Raw genomic sequence first — 16,828 nt, forward strand, 5'->3', positions numbered from 1 at the left:
CCGTTGTTCTTTCAGCTTCGACCTGTCCGATCTTTACCACACTTCCACGGAAAGCATTGATTAACCAAATACATTTCTTGACCGCGGGGAGGGTTAACAATAGCCTAAAACTAAATTTTTCTACAATTTTTCCTCTAATCGCATTTTGCGGAGTTGATAATGCAGGGTTCGTTTCAGGTCGCTCAGGCAACCGGCACCGGCAATTCCACCAATTCGGCTCCCGTACGAATTTACAAGCTGACCAAGCCGCTGACCGATCAGGCGGTGGTCGTCAATCTTGGATACGACCAGAAGGTGAAGGTCGACTTTTCGTCGATCGCCAATGAAAAGATCACGCTGGTTCACGTCGGCGAAAAGCTGATCATCCTGTTCGACAACCAGTCGACCGTCACGGTTGAGCCGTTCTTCGACTCCCGTGCGGATGGGCAGAAGAATGTCACGATCGAGATGGCGCCGGGGCGCGAGGTCTCGGTCCAGGAATTCGCGACTCTTTTTCCGATCAGCACGGACACCTCGGTGTTGCCGGCGGCCGACAATAGCGGCAACTCGAACGGCAACGCGCAGGCGAGCGGCGCGAATTTCAGTCCGTTCGCGATTGATCCGCTAGCTCCTGTGCCGACCAACGTGTTGGCGCCGCAGGAAGAGTTGCCGAACCTCGTGACCCCGCCGCCGCCGACCGGCTTCGTGCTGGGCGTTGCTCCGCCTCCGATCATTTCCGGCAATCCCCTGTCGGCGCTGATTGTCGACGAGAGCTTCCTGACCGCGGCCACCAACCATGGTGTCGCCGGTTCGGGGCTCGGACCCGCAGGGGCAACGGTCGCGTCTGTGCAGGTGTCGTTCAACGTCACGGTACCGGGCGGCCAGCAGTCGCTGACCTATGCGCTGTCGGTCACGACACCGAACGAAGATTCCGGTCTGATCGATTCGGCGACCGGTCAGCACGTTCTGCTGACGGTCAACGCGGCCGGCGTCGTGGAAGGGCGCACGGCGATCAGTGGCGATCTGGTCCTCACGGTCTCGGTTGACGCCACGGGTCATGTGACGCTGACCGATCTGCGCGCGGTTCATGAGGCAACCCCGGGCAACTTCAATGAAGGGATCACGCTGGCGTCGGGTCTGATCACGCTGACCGCCACCGTGACTGACAACAACGATCAGTCGGCAAGTGCGAGCGTCGATGTCGGCTCGCATCTGACGATTCTTGACGATGGTCCGGTGGCGGGCACGGTGACCGGCGCGACCGACACCCTGGTGCTGGACGAAACGCGTCCTGTCGGCAGCGACACCGCGGGCGGCACGACGCCGACCGGTCTCGCCAGCGTGACGGCGGACTTCTCCAACAATTTCACCGGCGGCAGCTACGGCGCCGACGGTGCCGGCAGCACTGCCTACACGCTGCATCTCACCGGCACGAACGTCGCCTCGGGCCTCTATGCGCTGGATCCGACCGACACCAACCCGGCCCATTTCGGGCAGGGTGCGCAGATCGTGCTGAACCAGTCCGGTGACACCATCACCGGCTCGGCGAACGGTACGATCTACTTCACGATCACGATCAACGAGACGACCGGGATCGTGACCTTCACCCAGGTCAACAACATCTGGCATGCCGATCCGACCAACCCGGATGACGCGGCGACGTTGACCCTCTCCAGCGCCAGCCTGCTGCAGGTGGTGCAGACCATCACTGACGTGGACGGCGACAGCGTGACAACGCCGATCAACCTTGGTGGCGGCGTGTTCACAATTCAGGACAGCGGTCCGACGGCCGGCACGGTGATCCAGAAGGAAGGGCCGGCGGAAACGCTGGTGCTGGACGAGTCGCGCCCGGTTGGCAGCGACACGCCGGGCGGCTTTGCGCCGAGCGGGCTTGCCAGCGTGACGGCGGACTTCTCCCACGACTTCACGTCCGGCAGCTACGGCAGCGACGGACCCGGCCATACGGCCTACACGCTGCATCTCACCGGCTCGAACGTGGCCTCGGGTCTCTACGCGCTGGATCCGACCGACACGACCACTGCTGACGGCGACGGCATCGGACAGGGCGCGCAGATCGTCCTCAACCAGTCCGGCAACACGATCACCGGCTCGGCCGGCGGGACGACGTATTTCACCATCACGATTGATCCGTCGACCGGTATCGTTACGTTCACGCAGTCGAACAACATCTGGCATTCTGACCCGAAGAATCCGGACGATCCGGCAACGCTGACGCTGTCGAGCCCGAGCCTGCTGCAGGTGGTGCAGACCATCACCGACGCGGACGGCGACAGCGTGTCGACGCCGCTCGATGTCGGCACCCGTGTGTTCACGATCCAGGACAGCGGCCCGACCGCCGGCACGGTGACCGGTGCAACTGACACGCTGGTGCTGGACGAGACCCGTCCGGTTGGCACGGACACCGCGGGCGGCACAGCGCCGACCGGCCTTGATTCCGTGACGGCAGACTTCTCCAACAACTTCACGCCCGGCAGCTATGGCAGCGACGGCCCGGGCCACACCACCTACACGCTGAACCTCGCCGGCGCCAACGTGGCGTCCGGTCTCTACGCACTTGATGCGACCGATACGACCACCGCCGACGGCGACGGTATCGGGCAGGGCGCGCAGATTCTGCTGAACCAGGTCGGCAACACGATCACCGGCTCGGCTGGCGGCACCAATTACTTCACGATCACGATCGATCCCTCGACCGGCATCGTGACCTTCACCCAGCTCAACAATATCTGGCACTCCGACCCGACCAATCCGGACGATGCGGCGACGCTGACGCTGTCTGGCGCCAATCTGCTGCAAGTGGTGCAGACCATCGTCGATGCCGACGGCGACAGCGTGACGACGCCGCTCGATGTCGGCACCGGTGTGTTCACGATCCAGGACAGCGGTCCGACCGCGGGCGCGGTGATCGCGGCGGCGGATACGTTGGTTCTGGACGAGACCCGTCCTGTCGGCACCGACACTGCGGGCGGCACCACGCCGACCGGCCTCGACACCGTCACGGCGGACTTCTCGAACAACTTCTCGGCCGGCAGCTACGGTAGCGACGGCCCGGGCAACACGGCCTACACGCTGAAGCTCACCGGCGCCAACGTCGCCTCCGGCCTCTATGCGCTCGATCCGACCGACAAGACCGCCGGTGACGGCGATGGCATCGGCCAGGGTACGCAGATCGTGCTCAACCAGGTCGGTGACACCATCACCGGTTCGGCGAACGGCACGACCTACTTCACGATCACGATCAATGAGACGACCGGGATCGTGACGTTCACGCAGGTCAACAACATCTGGCACTCCGACCCAACCAATCCGGACGATGCCGCGACGCTGACGCTCTCGAGCGCCAACCTGTTGCAGGTGGTGCAGACCATCACTGACGCGGACGGCGATCACGTGTCGACGCCGCTCGATGTCGGCAGCGGTGTGTTCACGATCCAGGACAGCGGCCCGACGGCGGGCACGGTGGCCGGTCCGACCGACACCCTCGTTCTGGACGAGACGCGGCCTGTCGGCACCGACACTGCGGGCGGCATCGCGCCGACCGGCCTCGACACCGTCACTGCGGACTTCTCCAACAACTTCACCGGCGGCAATTATGGCAGCGACGGCGCGGGCAACACGGCTTACACGCTGAAGCTCACCGGCGCGAACGTCGCCTCCGGTCTGTACGCTCTCGATCCGACCGACAAGACCGCCGGCGACGGCGATGGCATCGGGCAGGGTACGCAGATCGTGCTCAACCAGGTCGGTGACACCATCACCGGCTCGGCTGGCGGCACCAACTACTTCACGATCACGATCGACGAGACGACCGGGATCGTCACGTTCACCCAGCTCAATAACATCTGGCATTCCGATCCGACCAACCCGGACGATGCAGCGACGCTGACGCTCTCGGCGGCCAATCTGCTGCAGGTGGTGCAGACCATCACCGATGCGGACGGCGACCATGTGTCGACGCCGCTCGACCTCGGCACCGGTGTGTTCACGATCCAGGACAGCGGCCCGACGGCGAGCACGCTGTCCGGCGCAACGGACACGCTTGTGCTCGACGAGACGCGTCCTGTCGGCAGCGACACCGCGGGCGGCACGGCGCCGACCGGCCTCGACACCGTGACGGCGGATTTCTCGAACGGCTTCGCCGGCGGCAGCTATGGCAGCGATGGCCCGGGCAATTCGGCCTACACGCTGAAGCTCACCGGCGCCAACGTCGCGTCCGGCCTGTACGCCCTTGATGCGACCGACACGACCACCGGCGATGGCGATGGCATTGGGCAGGGTACGCAGATTCTGCTGAACCAGGTCGGCAACACGATCACCGGCTCGGCCGGCGGCACCGATTACTTCACGATCACGATCGATCCCTCGACCGGCATCGTGACCTTCACCCAGCTCAACAACATCTGGCACTCGGATCCGACCAACCCGGATGACGCCGCGACGCTGACGCTGACGCGCCCCGAACTGCTGCAACTCGTGCAGACCATCACGGACGCCGACGGCGACAACGTGACGACGTCGCTCAGCCTCGGCACCGGTGTGTTCACGATCCAGGACAGCGGCCCGAGCGCCGGCACGGTGATCGCGGCGGCGGATACGTTGGTTCTGGACGAGACCCGTCCCGTCGGCACCGACACTGCGGGCGGCGCCACGCCGACCGGCCTCGACACCGTCACGGCGGACTTTTCGAACAACTTCTCGTCCGGCAGCTACGGCAGCGACGGCCCGGGCAACACGACCTACACGCTGAAGCTCACCGGCGCCAACGTGGCCTCCGGCCTCTATGCGCTCGATGCGACCGACACGACCACCGCCGACGGCGATGGCATCGGACAGGGCGCGCAGATCCTGCTGAACCAGGTCGGCAATACCATCACCGGCTCGGTTGGCGGCACCAATTACTTCACGATCACGATCGATCCCTCGACGGGGATCGTGACATTCACCCAGCTCAACAACATCTGGCATTCCGATCCGACCAATCCGGACGATTCTGCGACGCTGACGCTGTCGGCTGCCAATCTGCTTCAGGTGGTGCAGACCATCACCGACGCAGACGGCGACAGCGTGACGACGCCGCTCGACGTCGGCACCGGCGTGTTCACCATCCAGGACAGCGGCCCGACGGCCGGCACGGTGACAGGTCCGACCGACACATTGGTGCTGGACGAGACCCGTCCTGTTGGCAGCGACACCGCCGGCGGCACGGCGCCGACCGGGCTCGACACCGTGACGGCGGACTTCTCCAACAACTTCACCGGCGGCAACTATGGCAGCGACGGTGCGGGCAACACGGCCTACACGCTGAAGCTCACCGGCGCCAACGTCGCCTCCGGCCTCTATGCGCTCGATCCGACCGACAAGACCGCCGGCGACGGCGATGGCATCGGCCAAGGTACGCAGATCGTGCTCAACCAGGTCGGCGACACCATCACCGGTTCGGCGAACGGCACGACCTACTTCACGATCACGATCAATGAGACGACCGGGATCGTGACGTTTACCCAGGTCAACAACATCTGGCATTCCGATCCGACCAACCCGGACGATGCCGCGACGCTGACCCTGTCGGCGGCCAACCTGCTTCAGGTGGTGCAGACCATCACCGATGCGGATGGCGACAGCGTGACGACGCCGCTCAACCTCGGCACCGGCGTGTTCACGATCCAGGACAGCGGCCCGACGGCGGGCACGGTGACCGGCCCGACCGACACCTTGGTGCTGGACGAGACACGTCCTGTTGGCAGCGACACCGCCGGCGGCACGGCGCCGACCGGGCTCGACACCGTGACGGCGGACTTCTCCAACAACTTCACTGCCGGCAGCTACGGCAGCGATGGTGCTGGGTCGACGACCTACACGCTGAAGCTGACCGGCGCCAACGTGGCGTCCGGTCTGTACGCTCTCGATCCAACCGACAAGACCGCCGGCGACGGCGATGGCATCGGGCAGGGTACGCAGATCGTGCTCAACCAGGTCGGCGACACCATCACCGGCTCGGCGAACGGCACGACCTACTTCACGATCACGATCAATGAGACGACCGGGATCGTGACCTTTACCCAGGTCAACAACATCTGGCACTCCGACCCGACCAACCCGGACGATGCGGCGACGCTGACCCTGTCGGCGGCCAACCTGCTGCAGGTGGTGCAGACCATCACCGACGCCGACGGCGACAGCGTGACGACGCCGATCAACGTGGGCACCGGTGTGTTCACGATCCAGGACAGCGGCCCGACCGCTGGCACGGTGACCGGTCCGACCGACACATTGGTGCTGGACGAGACGCGTCCTGTTGGCAGCGACACCGCAGGCGGCACGGCGCCGACCGGGCTCGACACCGTGACGGCGGACTTCTCCAACAACTTCACCGCCGGCAGCTACGGCAGCGATGGCGCTGGGTCGACGACGTACACGCTGAAGCTGACGGGCTCGAACGTCGCCTCCGGCCTCTATGCGCTCGATCCGACCGACAAGACCGCCGGCGACGGCGATGGCATCGGCCAAGGTACGCAGATCGTGCTCAACCAGGTCGGTGACACCATCACCGGCTCGGCGAACGGCACGACCTACTTCACGATCACGATCAATGAGACGACCGGGATCGTGACGTTCACCCAGGTCAACAACATCTGGCACTCCGATCCGACCAACCCGGACGATGCGGCGACGTTGACGCTGACGCGCCCTGAGTTGCTGCAGGTGGTGCAGACCATCACCGATGCGGACGGCGACAGCGTTGCGACGCCGATCAACGTGGGCACCGGTGTGTTCACGATCCAGGACAGCGGCCCGACCGCTGGCACGGTGACAGGTCCGACCGACACATTGGTGCTGGACGAGACCCGTCCTGTTGGCAGCGACACCGCGGGCGGCACAGCGCCGACCGGGCTCGACACCGTGACGGCGGACTTCTCCAACAACTTCACCGGCGGCAGCTATGGTAGCGACGGTGCCGGCAGCACGACCTACACGCTGAAGCTCACCGGTGCGAACGTGGCCTCCGGCCTCTATGCGCTCGATCCGACCGACAAGACCGCCGGCGACGGCGATGGTATCGGACAGGGTGCGCAGATTCTGCTGAACCAGGTCGGCAACACCATCACCGGCTCGGTCGGTGGCACCAACTACTTCACGATCACGATCGATCCTTCGACCGGCATCGTGACCTTCACCCAGCTTAACAATATCTGGCACTCCGATCCGACCAACCCGGACGATGCCGCGACGCTGACGCTGTCGGCTGCCAATCTGTTGCAGGTGGTGCAGACCATCACCGATGCGGACGGCGACAGCGTGACGACGCCGCTGAACCTCGGCACCGGCGTGTTCACGATCCAGGACAGCGGCCCGACCGCCGGCACAGTGACCGGCCCGACCGACACGCTCGTGCTGGACGAGACGCGTCCTGTTGGCACCGACACCGCGGGCGGCACGGCGCCGAACGGGCTTGTTTCCGTGACGGCGAACTTCTCCGACAACTTCACCGGCGGCAGCTACGGCAGCGACGGTGCGGGTTCGACGACCTACACGCTGAAGCTGACGGGCTCAAACGTGGCCTCCGGCCTCTATGCGCTCGATGCGACCGACAAGACTGCCGGCGACGGCGATGGTATCGGACAGGGTGCGCAGATTCTGCTGAACCAGTCCGGCAACACCATCACCGGTTCGGTTGGCGCGACGACCTACTTCACGATCACCATTGATCCCGCGACCGGGATCGTGACCTTCACCCAGGTCAACAACGTCTGGCACTCCGATCCGAACAATCCGGACGATGCGGCCACGCTGACGTTGACTAGCGCCAATCTGCTGCAGGTGGTGCAGACCATCGTCGATGCCGACGGCGACAGCGTGTCGACGCCGCTCGACCTCGGCACCGGCGTGTTCACGATCCAGGACAGCGGCCCGACGGCGCCGACGGCGACTGTGAGCGCAGCTACGATCGGCGTGGACGAGACGCCCGGCGTGCAGACCATCGGCGGCGCGAGCGACGTGCTCGGCTCCACTGCGATCACGTTCAACGGTGCCGCCAGCACCGTCGCCGCGCTGTTCAGCACGGTTGCGAACAAGGGCGTCGACACCGATGTGTCGGCAGCGTCGCTGGACAATGGTGCGCTCAGCTTTGCCTCGACGGGCGCGAGCAGCATCTTGACGGTGGCCGGCGGCAGCTTCGGCTCTGACGGCGCGGGGTCTACGACCTACGCGTTGAGCGTCCTCAGCGCTGCGTCAGGCCTGACACTGACGGATGGCACAGGGATCGCGCTGTCGCTGGATGCCAGCGGCCGGATCATCGGTACGGTGGGCAACGATGTCGCCAACCCCAGCCTGACGGGCCAAACGGCCTTCGCGATCGCCATCGATCCGATCACCGGCCAGCTCTATGTGGCGGACTATCTCTCGCTCCACCACAACAGCACCGCCAGTTCGAACGATCTGCTGACGATGACGGCCGGCAAGATCGGCGCGACGGTCACGCTGACGGACGCCGATGGCGATCATGTGACGGCCACCGCCGACATCAGCACGCATATCAGCTTCCTCGACGACGGCCCGAGTTTCGGCACGATCGAGCATGGAATCATTGCCGATTACGCGGGAATGTCCGTGGTCGGTAACCTGCCCGTGTTCTCCGGCGCCGATGGTTTCGGCGCATATGACTTCACCTTGACTGGAAACACGGCGCCGGCCGGCCTGACGTTCAATGGCCAGGCCGTGCACTATTCCATCGACGCACTTGGACAGAATTTGACGGCCTATATCGGTGCGGCCCCGTCGGCGGCGAACAATATCTTCACGCTGAATCTGGATGACACAACCGGTCACTACCTATTTACATTGCTTCAGCCATTCACGGAGACAACGATCCAGAATGTCGGCAGTTCATCCTCCTTCGGCTCGGGACCATCGGAAGAGCAGGTTCTTTCCTCGAACACCGATCAGCTGGCGGTTGTTTCGGGCACGACCTCCGGCGGCGGCCAAGGCGGTGTGAACGGATCAACCAGCGGCTGGGGCGTCGACAACAATAACTTCGACCCCAATGAAAAGCTGCTGTTCGATTTCACGAGCGGCGCAATCGCCAGCCCGGTCGGCAACGCCGGGTTCCATCCGCCGGCAAACGAATCGGTCGCGAACTACACGTTCTCGCACTACGCCGGCGGCGACAAAATCCACTACGTCGTCTCCTATTGGGACGGAGTGCACGCCGCCTCCATCACATCGGTATCCGGTGATTTCGATCCTTCCACCCACACCACGGTCGCCACCGAATGGTCGACGCCCACAGCGCCGGCCGGCCTGCAGCTCTACACTGTCCAGTTCACGGACGTGACAGGCAGCGGCAAGGTCGACCTGGTTGGCGTCGGAGTTTCGTCGACCACGAACGTCTCCGAGGATCTGAGCTTCAACGTGTCGACGATTGACGGTGACGGCGACACGGCGTCGAGCACCATCAATATCAACATCAATGGCACGACGACCCTGATGGGCACGGCCGGCAATGATGTCATTGTCGCCGGACCAACCAACGAGACGCTCACCGGCAATGGTGGGGACGACAAGTTTGTTCTCAATCTCAGCGCCCACGAAATCATCAGTGATTTCAACAGTGGTGATACGCTCCTTCTCGACGTGGCCGGTCTGAGCCTGCCGACGGGCGCTTCAAACGCCCTTACGCCTGGTCAGTTCACGTCATCGGCAGTCACCGGCCAGACCGAGAACAACGCCAGCGCCTGGAACGAAAGTGCAAGCACGAACAAGTTCTTCTTCAACAATACGACCCAGGAGCTCTGGTACTCGGCAAATGGCACGGGCTCCGACAAGGTGGACCTCGCACATGTGAGCACCGGCTTGCCGGCGGCTACGAACGTTCATGTTTTCTAGGCCAGGCTTGCAGCAAAATCGAAAATCCGCGGAGACCTCTCCGCGGATTTTTTGTTGATTGGATTGTCGCCTTTCTCGCGCGCAATCACATCAGCACGGGCAGGAAGCGCAAGAGCGGGCTTGCCGCGTCCAGCGCTTCCACGCCGGTCCATTCGGTCTCCGCCGCATTGGCGGCCGCCGGCGCCGCGTCGAGTTCATCGCCGAGCGGGAGCCGCTTGGCGTAGGGTGCCGCAAACAGCTGCACGCCGCGGTCGTTGATCGCGAACATCGGCGTGAAGTTGCCGAGCTCGCCGTCGTCGATCAGTTCGGAGCGGCGGCTGTCCAGGATCAGCCAATGGCCATCCAGCCGCGCCGCCAGCACGGCATGATCCTGGCGGATGGCGCGATCGCGGCCCAGCACGAGGCGCAGATCCTCGCGCGGGAAGCCGGCTTCGCTGAGCGCGATGTATTTTGCGATCGCATAGTCCTCGCAGTCGCCCTTGCCGGTCGCGAAGGTGGCGAGCGGGGCGGTCCAGCGGTCGGGCTCGCCGTGCTGGGCGAAGTCGCTGACATAGCGGATCGCCTGGTTGACGGCGCGGTTGGCCTCATCCAGCCGGTCGCGTCCGGACTTGGACTTGACCGCGCCGATCAGGCGAAGGAATTGCGCGGCTTGCGATGGGCAGCCGGCGGCGCTCTCCCGGCATTGCTCGAGAACGCTCTGCTCCCTTGCGAGATCGGATTCGAGGCCGCGCCATTTGCGCCACAGGCTGTTTTCCGGTGCGCGGAAGGTGAACAGGCCAAACGGCTCGGCGCTGACAGGCGGAAGCGGCTTTGCCGCGGGCACCGCGTCGGTCGCGGTATTTGGCGGCGTGAGCGAGGCGGTGCGAATGGCGTTCGGACCACGTCCGCGCTGCCGGTCGAGCTTGGCCAGGACGTCGGCGATGGTGAAGAAGGTGGCAGGCGGCCGGTTCGACGCGGCGTCCGACGCCGGCGCGAACTCGGCGGCGGAATTGCCGAGGGAGAGCTCGTCTGCAGCGAACGCGGACGGCGCTGCGCAAAGACTGATCGAAAATGCAGCCACGGCCATGACGGCCGACGAAGCAAAGTTCAGCGACTTCATATGACGTCCCCAATGTCGGGGACCGTCAACGTCTGTGCGTCGATCTGCGTCCCCGCTGTTATCGGGACGCAAACTGGCGCCTTGGCCGCTTAAGTGGAGTTAAGTGGAGGGGGCCGCCACCTCGAATGTCAAAAAGGCAGTCAATCCGGGGTTTGCCGGTTCGTTCGAAATTGAACGAACCGAGGTCACGATCGGTTAACCACGGAATCCGTGGTCGCGATCAGCGTTCGCGCAGGGCCTCGTCACGCAGCAGGCGCGCGGGCTTCACAATGTAGTCCAGCACGGATTTCTCGCCGGTCAGGACCTCGACCGTGGTCACCATGCCCGGAATGATCGGCAGCGGATGCTGCTCGGTGCCGAGATGGTTCTTATCGGTACGCACCATGACCCGGTAGAAGGTCTCCTGGCGTTCGGTCTTTTCCGCCTTGTCGTCGACAATGGTGTCGGCGCTAATGCGTTCGACCTTGCCCTTCAGCGATCCATAGACCGAGGAATCATAGGCGCTGATCTTCACCACCGCGTCCTGGTCGGGACGGATAAACGCGATGTCCTGGGGACGAATCCGGCCTTCCACCAGCAGCGTGTCGTCCAGCGGCACGATGTCCATCAGGTTGGCGCCCGGCTGTACGACGGCACCGATGGTACTGATGTTCAGTTTGTTGACGATGCCGTGGACCGGCGCCCTCAGATCCGTGCGGCGCACCCGGTCCTGGGCGGACTTGATATTCTCGTCGAGCACGGCGAGGTCGGCGCGCGATTTGGCGAGGTCCTCGTCGGCCTGTGAACGGAACGAGGCGGTGATGTTCGCGATCTTCGATTGCGCTTCGGCCAGCTGTCCCTTCATCTCGGTTGCCTGCCGATCAAGTCGCAGCATCTCGATCTCGGGCACGACCTTCTGCTCATACAGCCTGCGCGTCAGGGTCTGCTCGCGCTCCAGGAGCTTGAGGGAGCCGGTGAGGCGAGTGACCTGCTGGTTGAGGACGTCGATGTCCTGCGCGACCTTCTGACCCCGCATCTTGAACACGCTGGTCTCGGTCGCGACGGCGGCGGGGACCATCTTGTCGAGATCATCCGGGAAGGTGATCTCGGCTCGGCCGCGCGCCTCGGCGTCGAGGCGGGCCACTCGCGCCGCCATCGCCGCGCGCCGCTCGCGGATTTCGCCGAACTCGGAAGCAAATTTCGTATCATCGATGCGCATCAGGGACTGGCCCTGCTGAACGATGTCGCCTTCCCGTATCAGGATGTCGCCGACGATCCCGCCTTCGAGCGATTGAACCACCTGCATCTGCCGCGACGGCACGACGCGGCCGCTGCCGCGCTTGACCTCGTCCAGCACGGCAAAATGAGCCCAGATCAAGAACGTCGCAAGCAGCGCGCACGAGGTCCACAGCAGCATGCGGGAGGTGCGCGGCGTCCGCAGCAGCGCCGCGGACCGGATATCATTTGCAAATGTGAAATCGGAAGACGCCATAATGTATTTGCTCGTTATGCGGATTTCGGCTGAATCGTATTCTCCGGCGACGGGGCCGCGGACGCCGGCCGGCCCTGGAGCAGGGCGAGCACCTTGTCGCGCGGGCCGTCGGCAACCAGGCGGCCATTGTCGAACAGCAGCAAGCGATCGACCATGTTCAGCAATGACAGGCGATGGGTCGAAATGATGATGGTCATGCGATCATCATTGAGGCCCTTGAGCCGCTCAAGGAATTCCTGTTCGCTGCGAATATCGAAGTGCGCCGTCGGCTCGTCGAGAAAGAGCACGCGGGGCTTGCGGATCAGAACGCGCGCGAGCCCGATGGCCTGCTTCTGGCCGCCCGACAGGCTGCGGCCGCCTTCCGAGATGGGCATGTCATAGCCCATCGGATGGCCGGCGATGAAGCTTTCGACGCCGGAGAGCCGCGCGGCAAGCAGGACTTCCTCGTCGGTCGCTTCCGGTTTGCCAAGGGCGATGTTGTCACGCAGCTTGCCGAAGAACAGGTCGGTATCTTGCATCGCAAAGCCGATGCCGGCGCGCAGGTCCGAGGGATCGTATTGGCGCGAGTCGACACCATCGACCAGGATGCGGCCTTCCTTCGGTTCGTAAAATCCGAGCAGCAACCTGCCGACCGTGGTCTTGCCAGAGCCCACCCTGCCGATGATGCCGACCCTCTCTCCGCCCTCGATCTTGAAGCTGACCTTTTCGAGCGCGTTACCCGGCGCGTTGGGGTAGGCGAACGACACGTTCTCGAAGGCGACCTTGCCGTCTTCGATTCGTCTTGTGACATAGGACCGGGTCGGCGACCGTTCCCGCTCGATCGACATGATGCGGTCGATCGCCTTGAGGGCCGTGATCGTCTGTGTGCCCTTGGTGATCACCGAGGCGATCCCGGCGATCGGCGCCAGAACACGCCCGGCGAGCATGTTTGCGGCGACCAGCGCGCCGACGCTCAGCTTGCCGTCGAGGATCAGGAAAATGCCGACGATGACGAGGAGCAGGCTCGTGATCTGCTGGGCCGTGCTCGCGCTCGTCAGCGACATCGACGACCAGAAGTGAACGTCCTCGCCGGATCGGGCGGTCGCGGCAACCGAGCGTTCCCACAAGGTCTGCATGCGGGCCTCGGCGCCGGTCGCACGGACGGTTTCGAGGCCGGACAGCGACTCGACCAGCACGCCGTGCCGGGCGGCGGATTCGGCCTGCAGCCGCTTGATGGCGCGATCGAGCGGGCGTTGCAGCAGGAAGCCGATCAGCATGACCAGCGGCAGCATGATCAGCGGGATCCAGGCCAGCGGTCCGGCGATGAGGAACAGCACCCCAACGAAGAGGATGGCGAACAGCAGGTCGGTGGCCGAAACCACGCTTCCGGAGGTGAAGAACTCGCGCACCGAGTCGAAATCCCGGAGCTGATTGGCCAGGATGCCAACCGACGTCGGCCGCTGCGCCATCTTCACGGACATCACATGCTCGAAGATGTTCGCGGCCAGCACGACGTCGATGGTCTTGCCGGTCACGTCGATCATGCGGCTGCGGACCATGCGGAAGATGAAATCGAAGACGATGCCGAGCCCCATGCCGATCGAGAGCGCGATCAGGGAGGGGATCGCCCCGTTGGGGATGACGCGGTCATAGACGCTCATCGTGAACAGCGGCGTCGCCAACGCGAGGATGTTGGTCAGAAAGGCCGCGACCGCGATGTGCCCGTAGCTGCGCCAATGCGTCTTCACCACCGACCAGAACCAGTGGCTCTTGGGGATGTCGCCTGCGGCGACGGCGCGCGCATCGGCCTGCGGCGCGCTTCTCACCAGGAACGCATAGCCGGTATAGTCCGTGGCGAGCGAGGCGATGTCGGCAACGCGCGGGCTGTTCGGCGTCGCCGGATCAACGACCTTGATCGCCTTGTTCGCCGGGTCCACACCCAGAAGGATCAGCGCTGAGCCGTTCTTCATGACGAGGACGGCCGGCAGGACCAGCGCGGGAATGTCTGAAATGTCGCGCTTGACGGCCTCGGTCTCCAGACCGGCGCGCCTTGCCGCGCGGTCGTAGAGCGAGACGGACAGGCATCCGTTCGTGATCGGAAGTCCGCCGAGGAGAGCTGCGCGGCTGACCGCGCGGCCGTGATGGGCGGCGAGATAAGTCAACGATGCGGTGAGGGGATCGTCGCCCAGCGCGCGTGGCCCATTTATCGCGACAGGCTTTGAGGTTGAGTCATCCGGCGAGGGGCGGACGGCGTCGGCCGCCGCGCTGGGGGTTCGAAACAACAACTGAAACCTCGACAAGCAAAATGGAAATGCAGCAATCGCATTAGATTTCGGGCAGACTACAACAAACAGCGAACAAATTCAGCGAAACTTATCTTAACGATTAATAAGGAATCGAAAGGGCCCCGACTTGGGGCCCTTCCGGCAGTCCTGTCCTGAGCTTGTTGGCGGTCGCTATCGCGCGGAACTCGGGAAGGCCGACAGCAGCCAGTGAGGCTTGGTCGACGCATAGGAGCTCGCGTTCGCCGTGACCGACGGATCCGCGTAAATGATGTTAGGGCCGTCCGCAGCGGTCTTTTGCTGCTGCATCCATTCCGCTGAACCGGGCACCGCTGCGGTCGTCGTCGCGCCGGTGAAGCGGTCCGCAAAGCCAACATCCTTCGGCTGGGCTGCCGCATAGGTCTTGGCAGGACGGGCGACAGGCGCCGGAACGGCGACGCGCAGCGGCTCGGACCCGGTTTGCGGGAGGTTCACGCGAAGCGTCGGGAACGAGTAGCGGGGCAGGCCGATCGAAAGCATGTCCGTCGGCGCAGCATCGACCGGCGGCGGAGCCTTCAGGTACTCGATCAAGGTGCCCATCGCGGCCAGCAGCTGATAGTCGGCGAAAACCACGACGCCGCGGGCTGAGGTGAGCGAGACCGACGCGTTGAAGAACTGGTTCTGCGCGTTCAAGAGATCGATCAGCGAACGCTGGCCGAGTTCGTATTCCTTCTGGAACGCCACGATGGTCTTGCGGTCCGCTTCCAGCTGACGCGTCAAAGCGGCGATGCGCGTGACCGTAATCGTACGGGCATTCCACGCCTTGTCGATCGACTCATACGCGTCGCGCTGCAAGCGCGCGTGGCGCATGGTGGCTTCGGTAAAGCGCTCGGCCTTCTCCGACCTGTTCCAGGCATCCTGGCCGCCGCGGAAGATGTCCCACGACATCACAACCTTGCCGCTGTAGTCCTCATGCGTAATGGAGGGAGTTCCTGGGGTCGCCACGTAAGGGTAGGAGTTGTCGTAATGGGTTGCCCGTCCCTCGAGATAGAATTTCGGGCCGAATGTGCCGTCCGTGGCCTTGAACGCATGCTTGGCGGCGTCGGCGTCGGACTGTGCCGCCGCGATCGTCGAATTGAACCGGAGGGTGGTCGCCAGCGCTTCGTCGCGGCTGTGCGGCAATCCCGCGAGAGGAGCAGGGAAGCGAACATTGATCGGCTCGAGGCCAACCGTCTTGCGGTACTTCGCCCTGGCGTCATCCAGGCTGCGCTGGAATTCGGCGAGTGCCGCGCGGGCGGCCTCGACACGCTCGCGGGCTTGCTCCAGATCGCCTTCGCCGGCCCGGCCGCCCGAGAAGCGGGAGTTCACGTTTGAAAAGATCTTCTCGTGATTGGCGACGTTTTGCTGGGCAAGACTGACCAGCCGCATGTAGCGCACGACGTCGATGTAGCCTTCGGCGGCATCGAGGGCCAAGAGCTCGGTTCTCTCCTTGACGCGGGAGGCAGCTGCATTGACGCGCGCGGTCTGGCGCCAGACGTCATAGATCGACGAAAAACCGTCCCACAACAGCTGGCGCACCACGACCGATTCCTGGCTGCCATTGCGCCATGGTCCTGAACCCACGGTCGGCGCTGACTGAATGTTCGGGGTAATGAAGCCCGGCGATTGATCGAATTTTTCCGGGCCGTAGCTGGCGTCAATGCGCACCTGCGGCAGCAGTGTGCTTTGGGTTTGCCGCAGCTCGCTTTCCGTCGCCCGCCGGTTCGCCGAAGCCTCGCCGATACCCGGGTTGGTCTGCATGGCCTGGCGTAGAGCATCATTAATAGAAAAAACCTCGGCACATGCTGGCGTTGCCGCCAGGCATAGGCACGCAATGACCGTGTATGCCGACTTCATAATCTCCGCCCCCAACTCACAAAAATATTACGTAGAATCCTCCGAAGGGTAACAAAGGACAGTTCCGCGACCTATGACATTTCAGCCACACAGGCGCCCTAAGTGGGTCCGAACCATCGAGTTCCCATGCGCGAAAATCCAAGCATTTTTAATAAAATTCAATGGTTTACCTGACATTTTATGGTCATGCGAGCTGATGCCGAGCCGCAACACCGGGGACCGGAACATGAAAGATCAGTT

The 16,828-nt window shown here is 63.8% G+C and carries 5 protein-coding genes; 1 reads left to right on the plus strand and 4 read right to left on the minus strand.

All coding sequences use genetic code 11. From position 1 onward, the window contains the following. The first annotated feature begins 159 nt into the window (after window positions 1-159). Window positions 160-9,882 (plus strand): beta strand repeat-containing protein, encoded by a 9,723-nt coding sequence (locus tag AC1VNY_RS13475; protein ID WP_482405494.1) that lies wholly within the window; start codon window positions 160-162, stop codon window positions 9,880-9,882. A gap of 85 nt (window positions 9,883-9,967) precedes the next feature. On the opposite strand, the gene AC1VNY_RS13480 is transcribed toward AC1VNY_RS13475, so the two are convergent. The 4 genes from AC1VNY_RS13480 to AC1VNY_RS13495 form a co-directional block, all read right to left on the minus strand. Continuing rightward, window positions 9,968-10,981 (minus strand): transglutaminase-like cysteine peptidase, encoded by a 1,014-nt coding sequence (locus tag AC1VNY_RS13480; RefSeq protein WP_482405495.1) that lies wholly within the window; start codon window positions 10,979-10,981, stop codon window positions 9,968-9,970. Between the two features lie 220 nt (window positions 10,982-11,201). Further along, window positions 11,202-12,452 (minus strand): HlyD family type I secretion periplasmic adaptor subunit, encoded by a 1,251-nt coding sequence (locus AC1VNY_RS13485; protein ID WP_304499601.1) that lies wholly within the window; start codon window positions 12,450-12,452, stop codon window positions 11,202-11,204. A gap of 14 nt (window positions 12,453-12,466) precedes the next feature. Then, window positions 12,467-14,638, minus strand: a complete 2,172-nt coding sequence (locus tag AC1VNY_RS13490; protein ID WP_482405550.1) for a type I secretion system permease/ATPase — start codon at window positions 14,636-14,638, stop codon at window positions 12,467-12,469. 249 nt (window positions 14,639-14,887) lie between these two features. Beyond that, entirely contained in the window at window positions 14,888-16,588 is a 1,701-nt protein-coding gene (locus AC1VNY_RS13495; RefSeq protein WP_482405496.1) for a TolC family outer membrane protein, read from the minus strand. Between the last annotated feature and the right edge of the window lie 240 nt (window positions 16,589-16,828).

This window comes from Bradyrhizobium ferriligni (assembly GCF_056837965.1).

What these genes read in the sequence shown, in the direction of transcription:
- AC1VNY_RS13475 (WP_482405494.1), top strand. Translation starts at nt 160, where the DNA reads ATGCAGGGTTCGTTTCAGGTCGCTCAGGCAACCGGCACCGGCAATTCC.
- AC1VNY_RS13480 (WP_482405495.1), bottom strand. Translation starts at nt 10,981, where the DNA reads ATGAAGTCGCTGAACTTTGCTTCGTCGGCCGTCATGGCCGTGGCTGCA.
- AC1VNY_RS13495 (WP_482405496.1), bottom strand. Translation starts at nt 16,588, where the DNA reads ATGAAGTCGGCATACACGGTCATTGCGTGCCTATGCCTGGCGGCAACG.
- AC1VNY_RS13485 (WP_304499601.1), bottom strand. Translation starts at nt 12,452, where the DNA reads ATGGCGTCTTCCGATTTCACATTTGCAAATGATATCCGGTCCGCGGCG.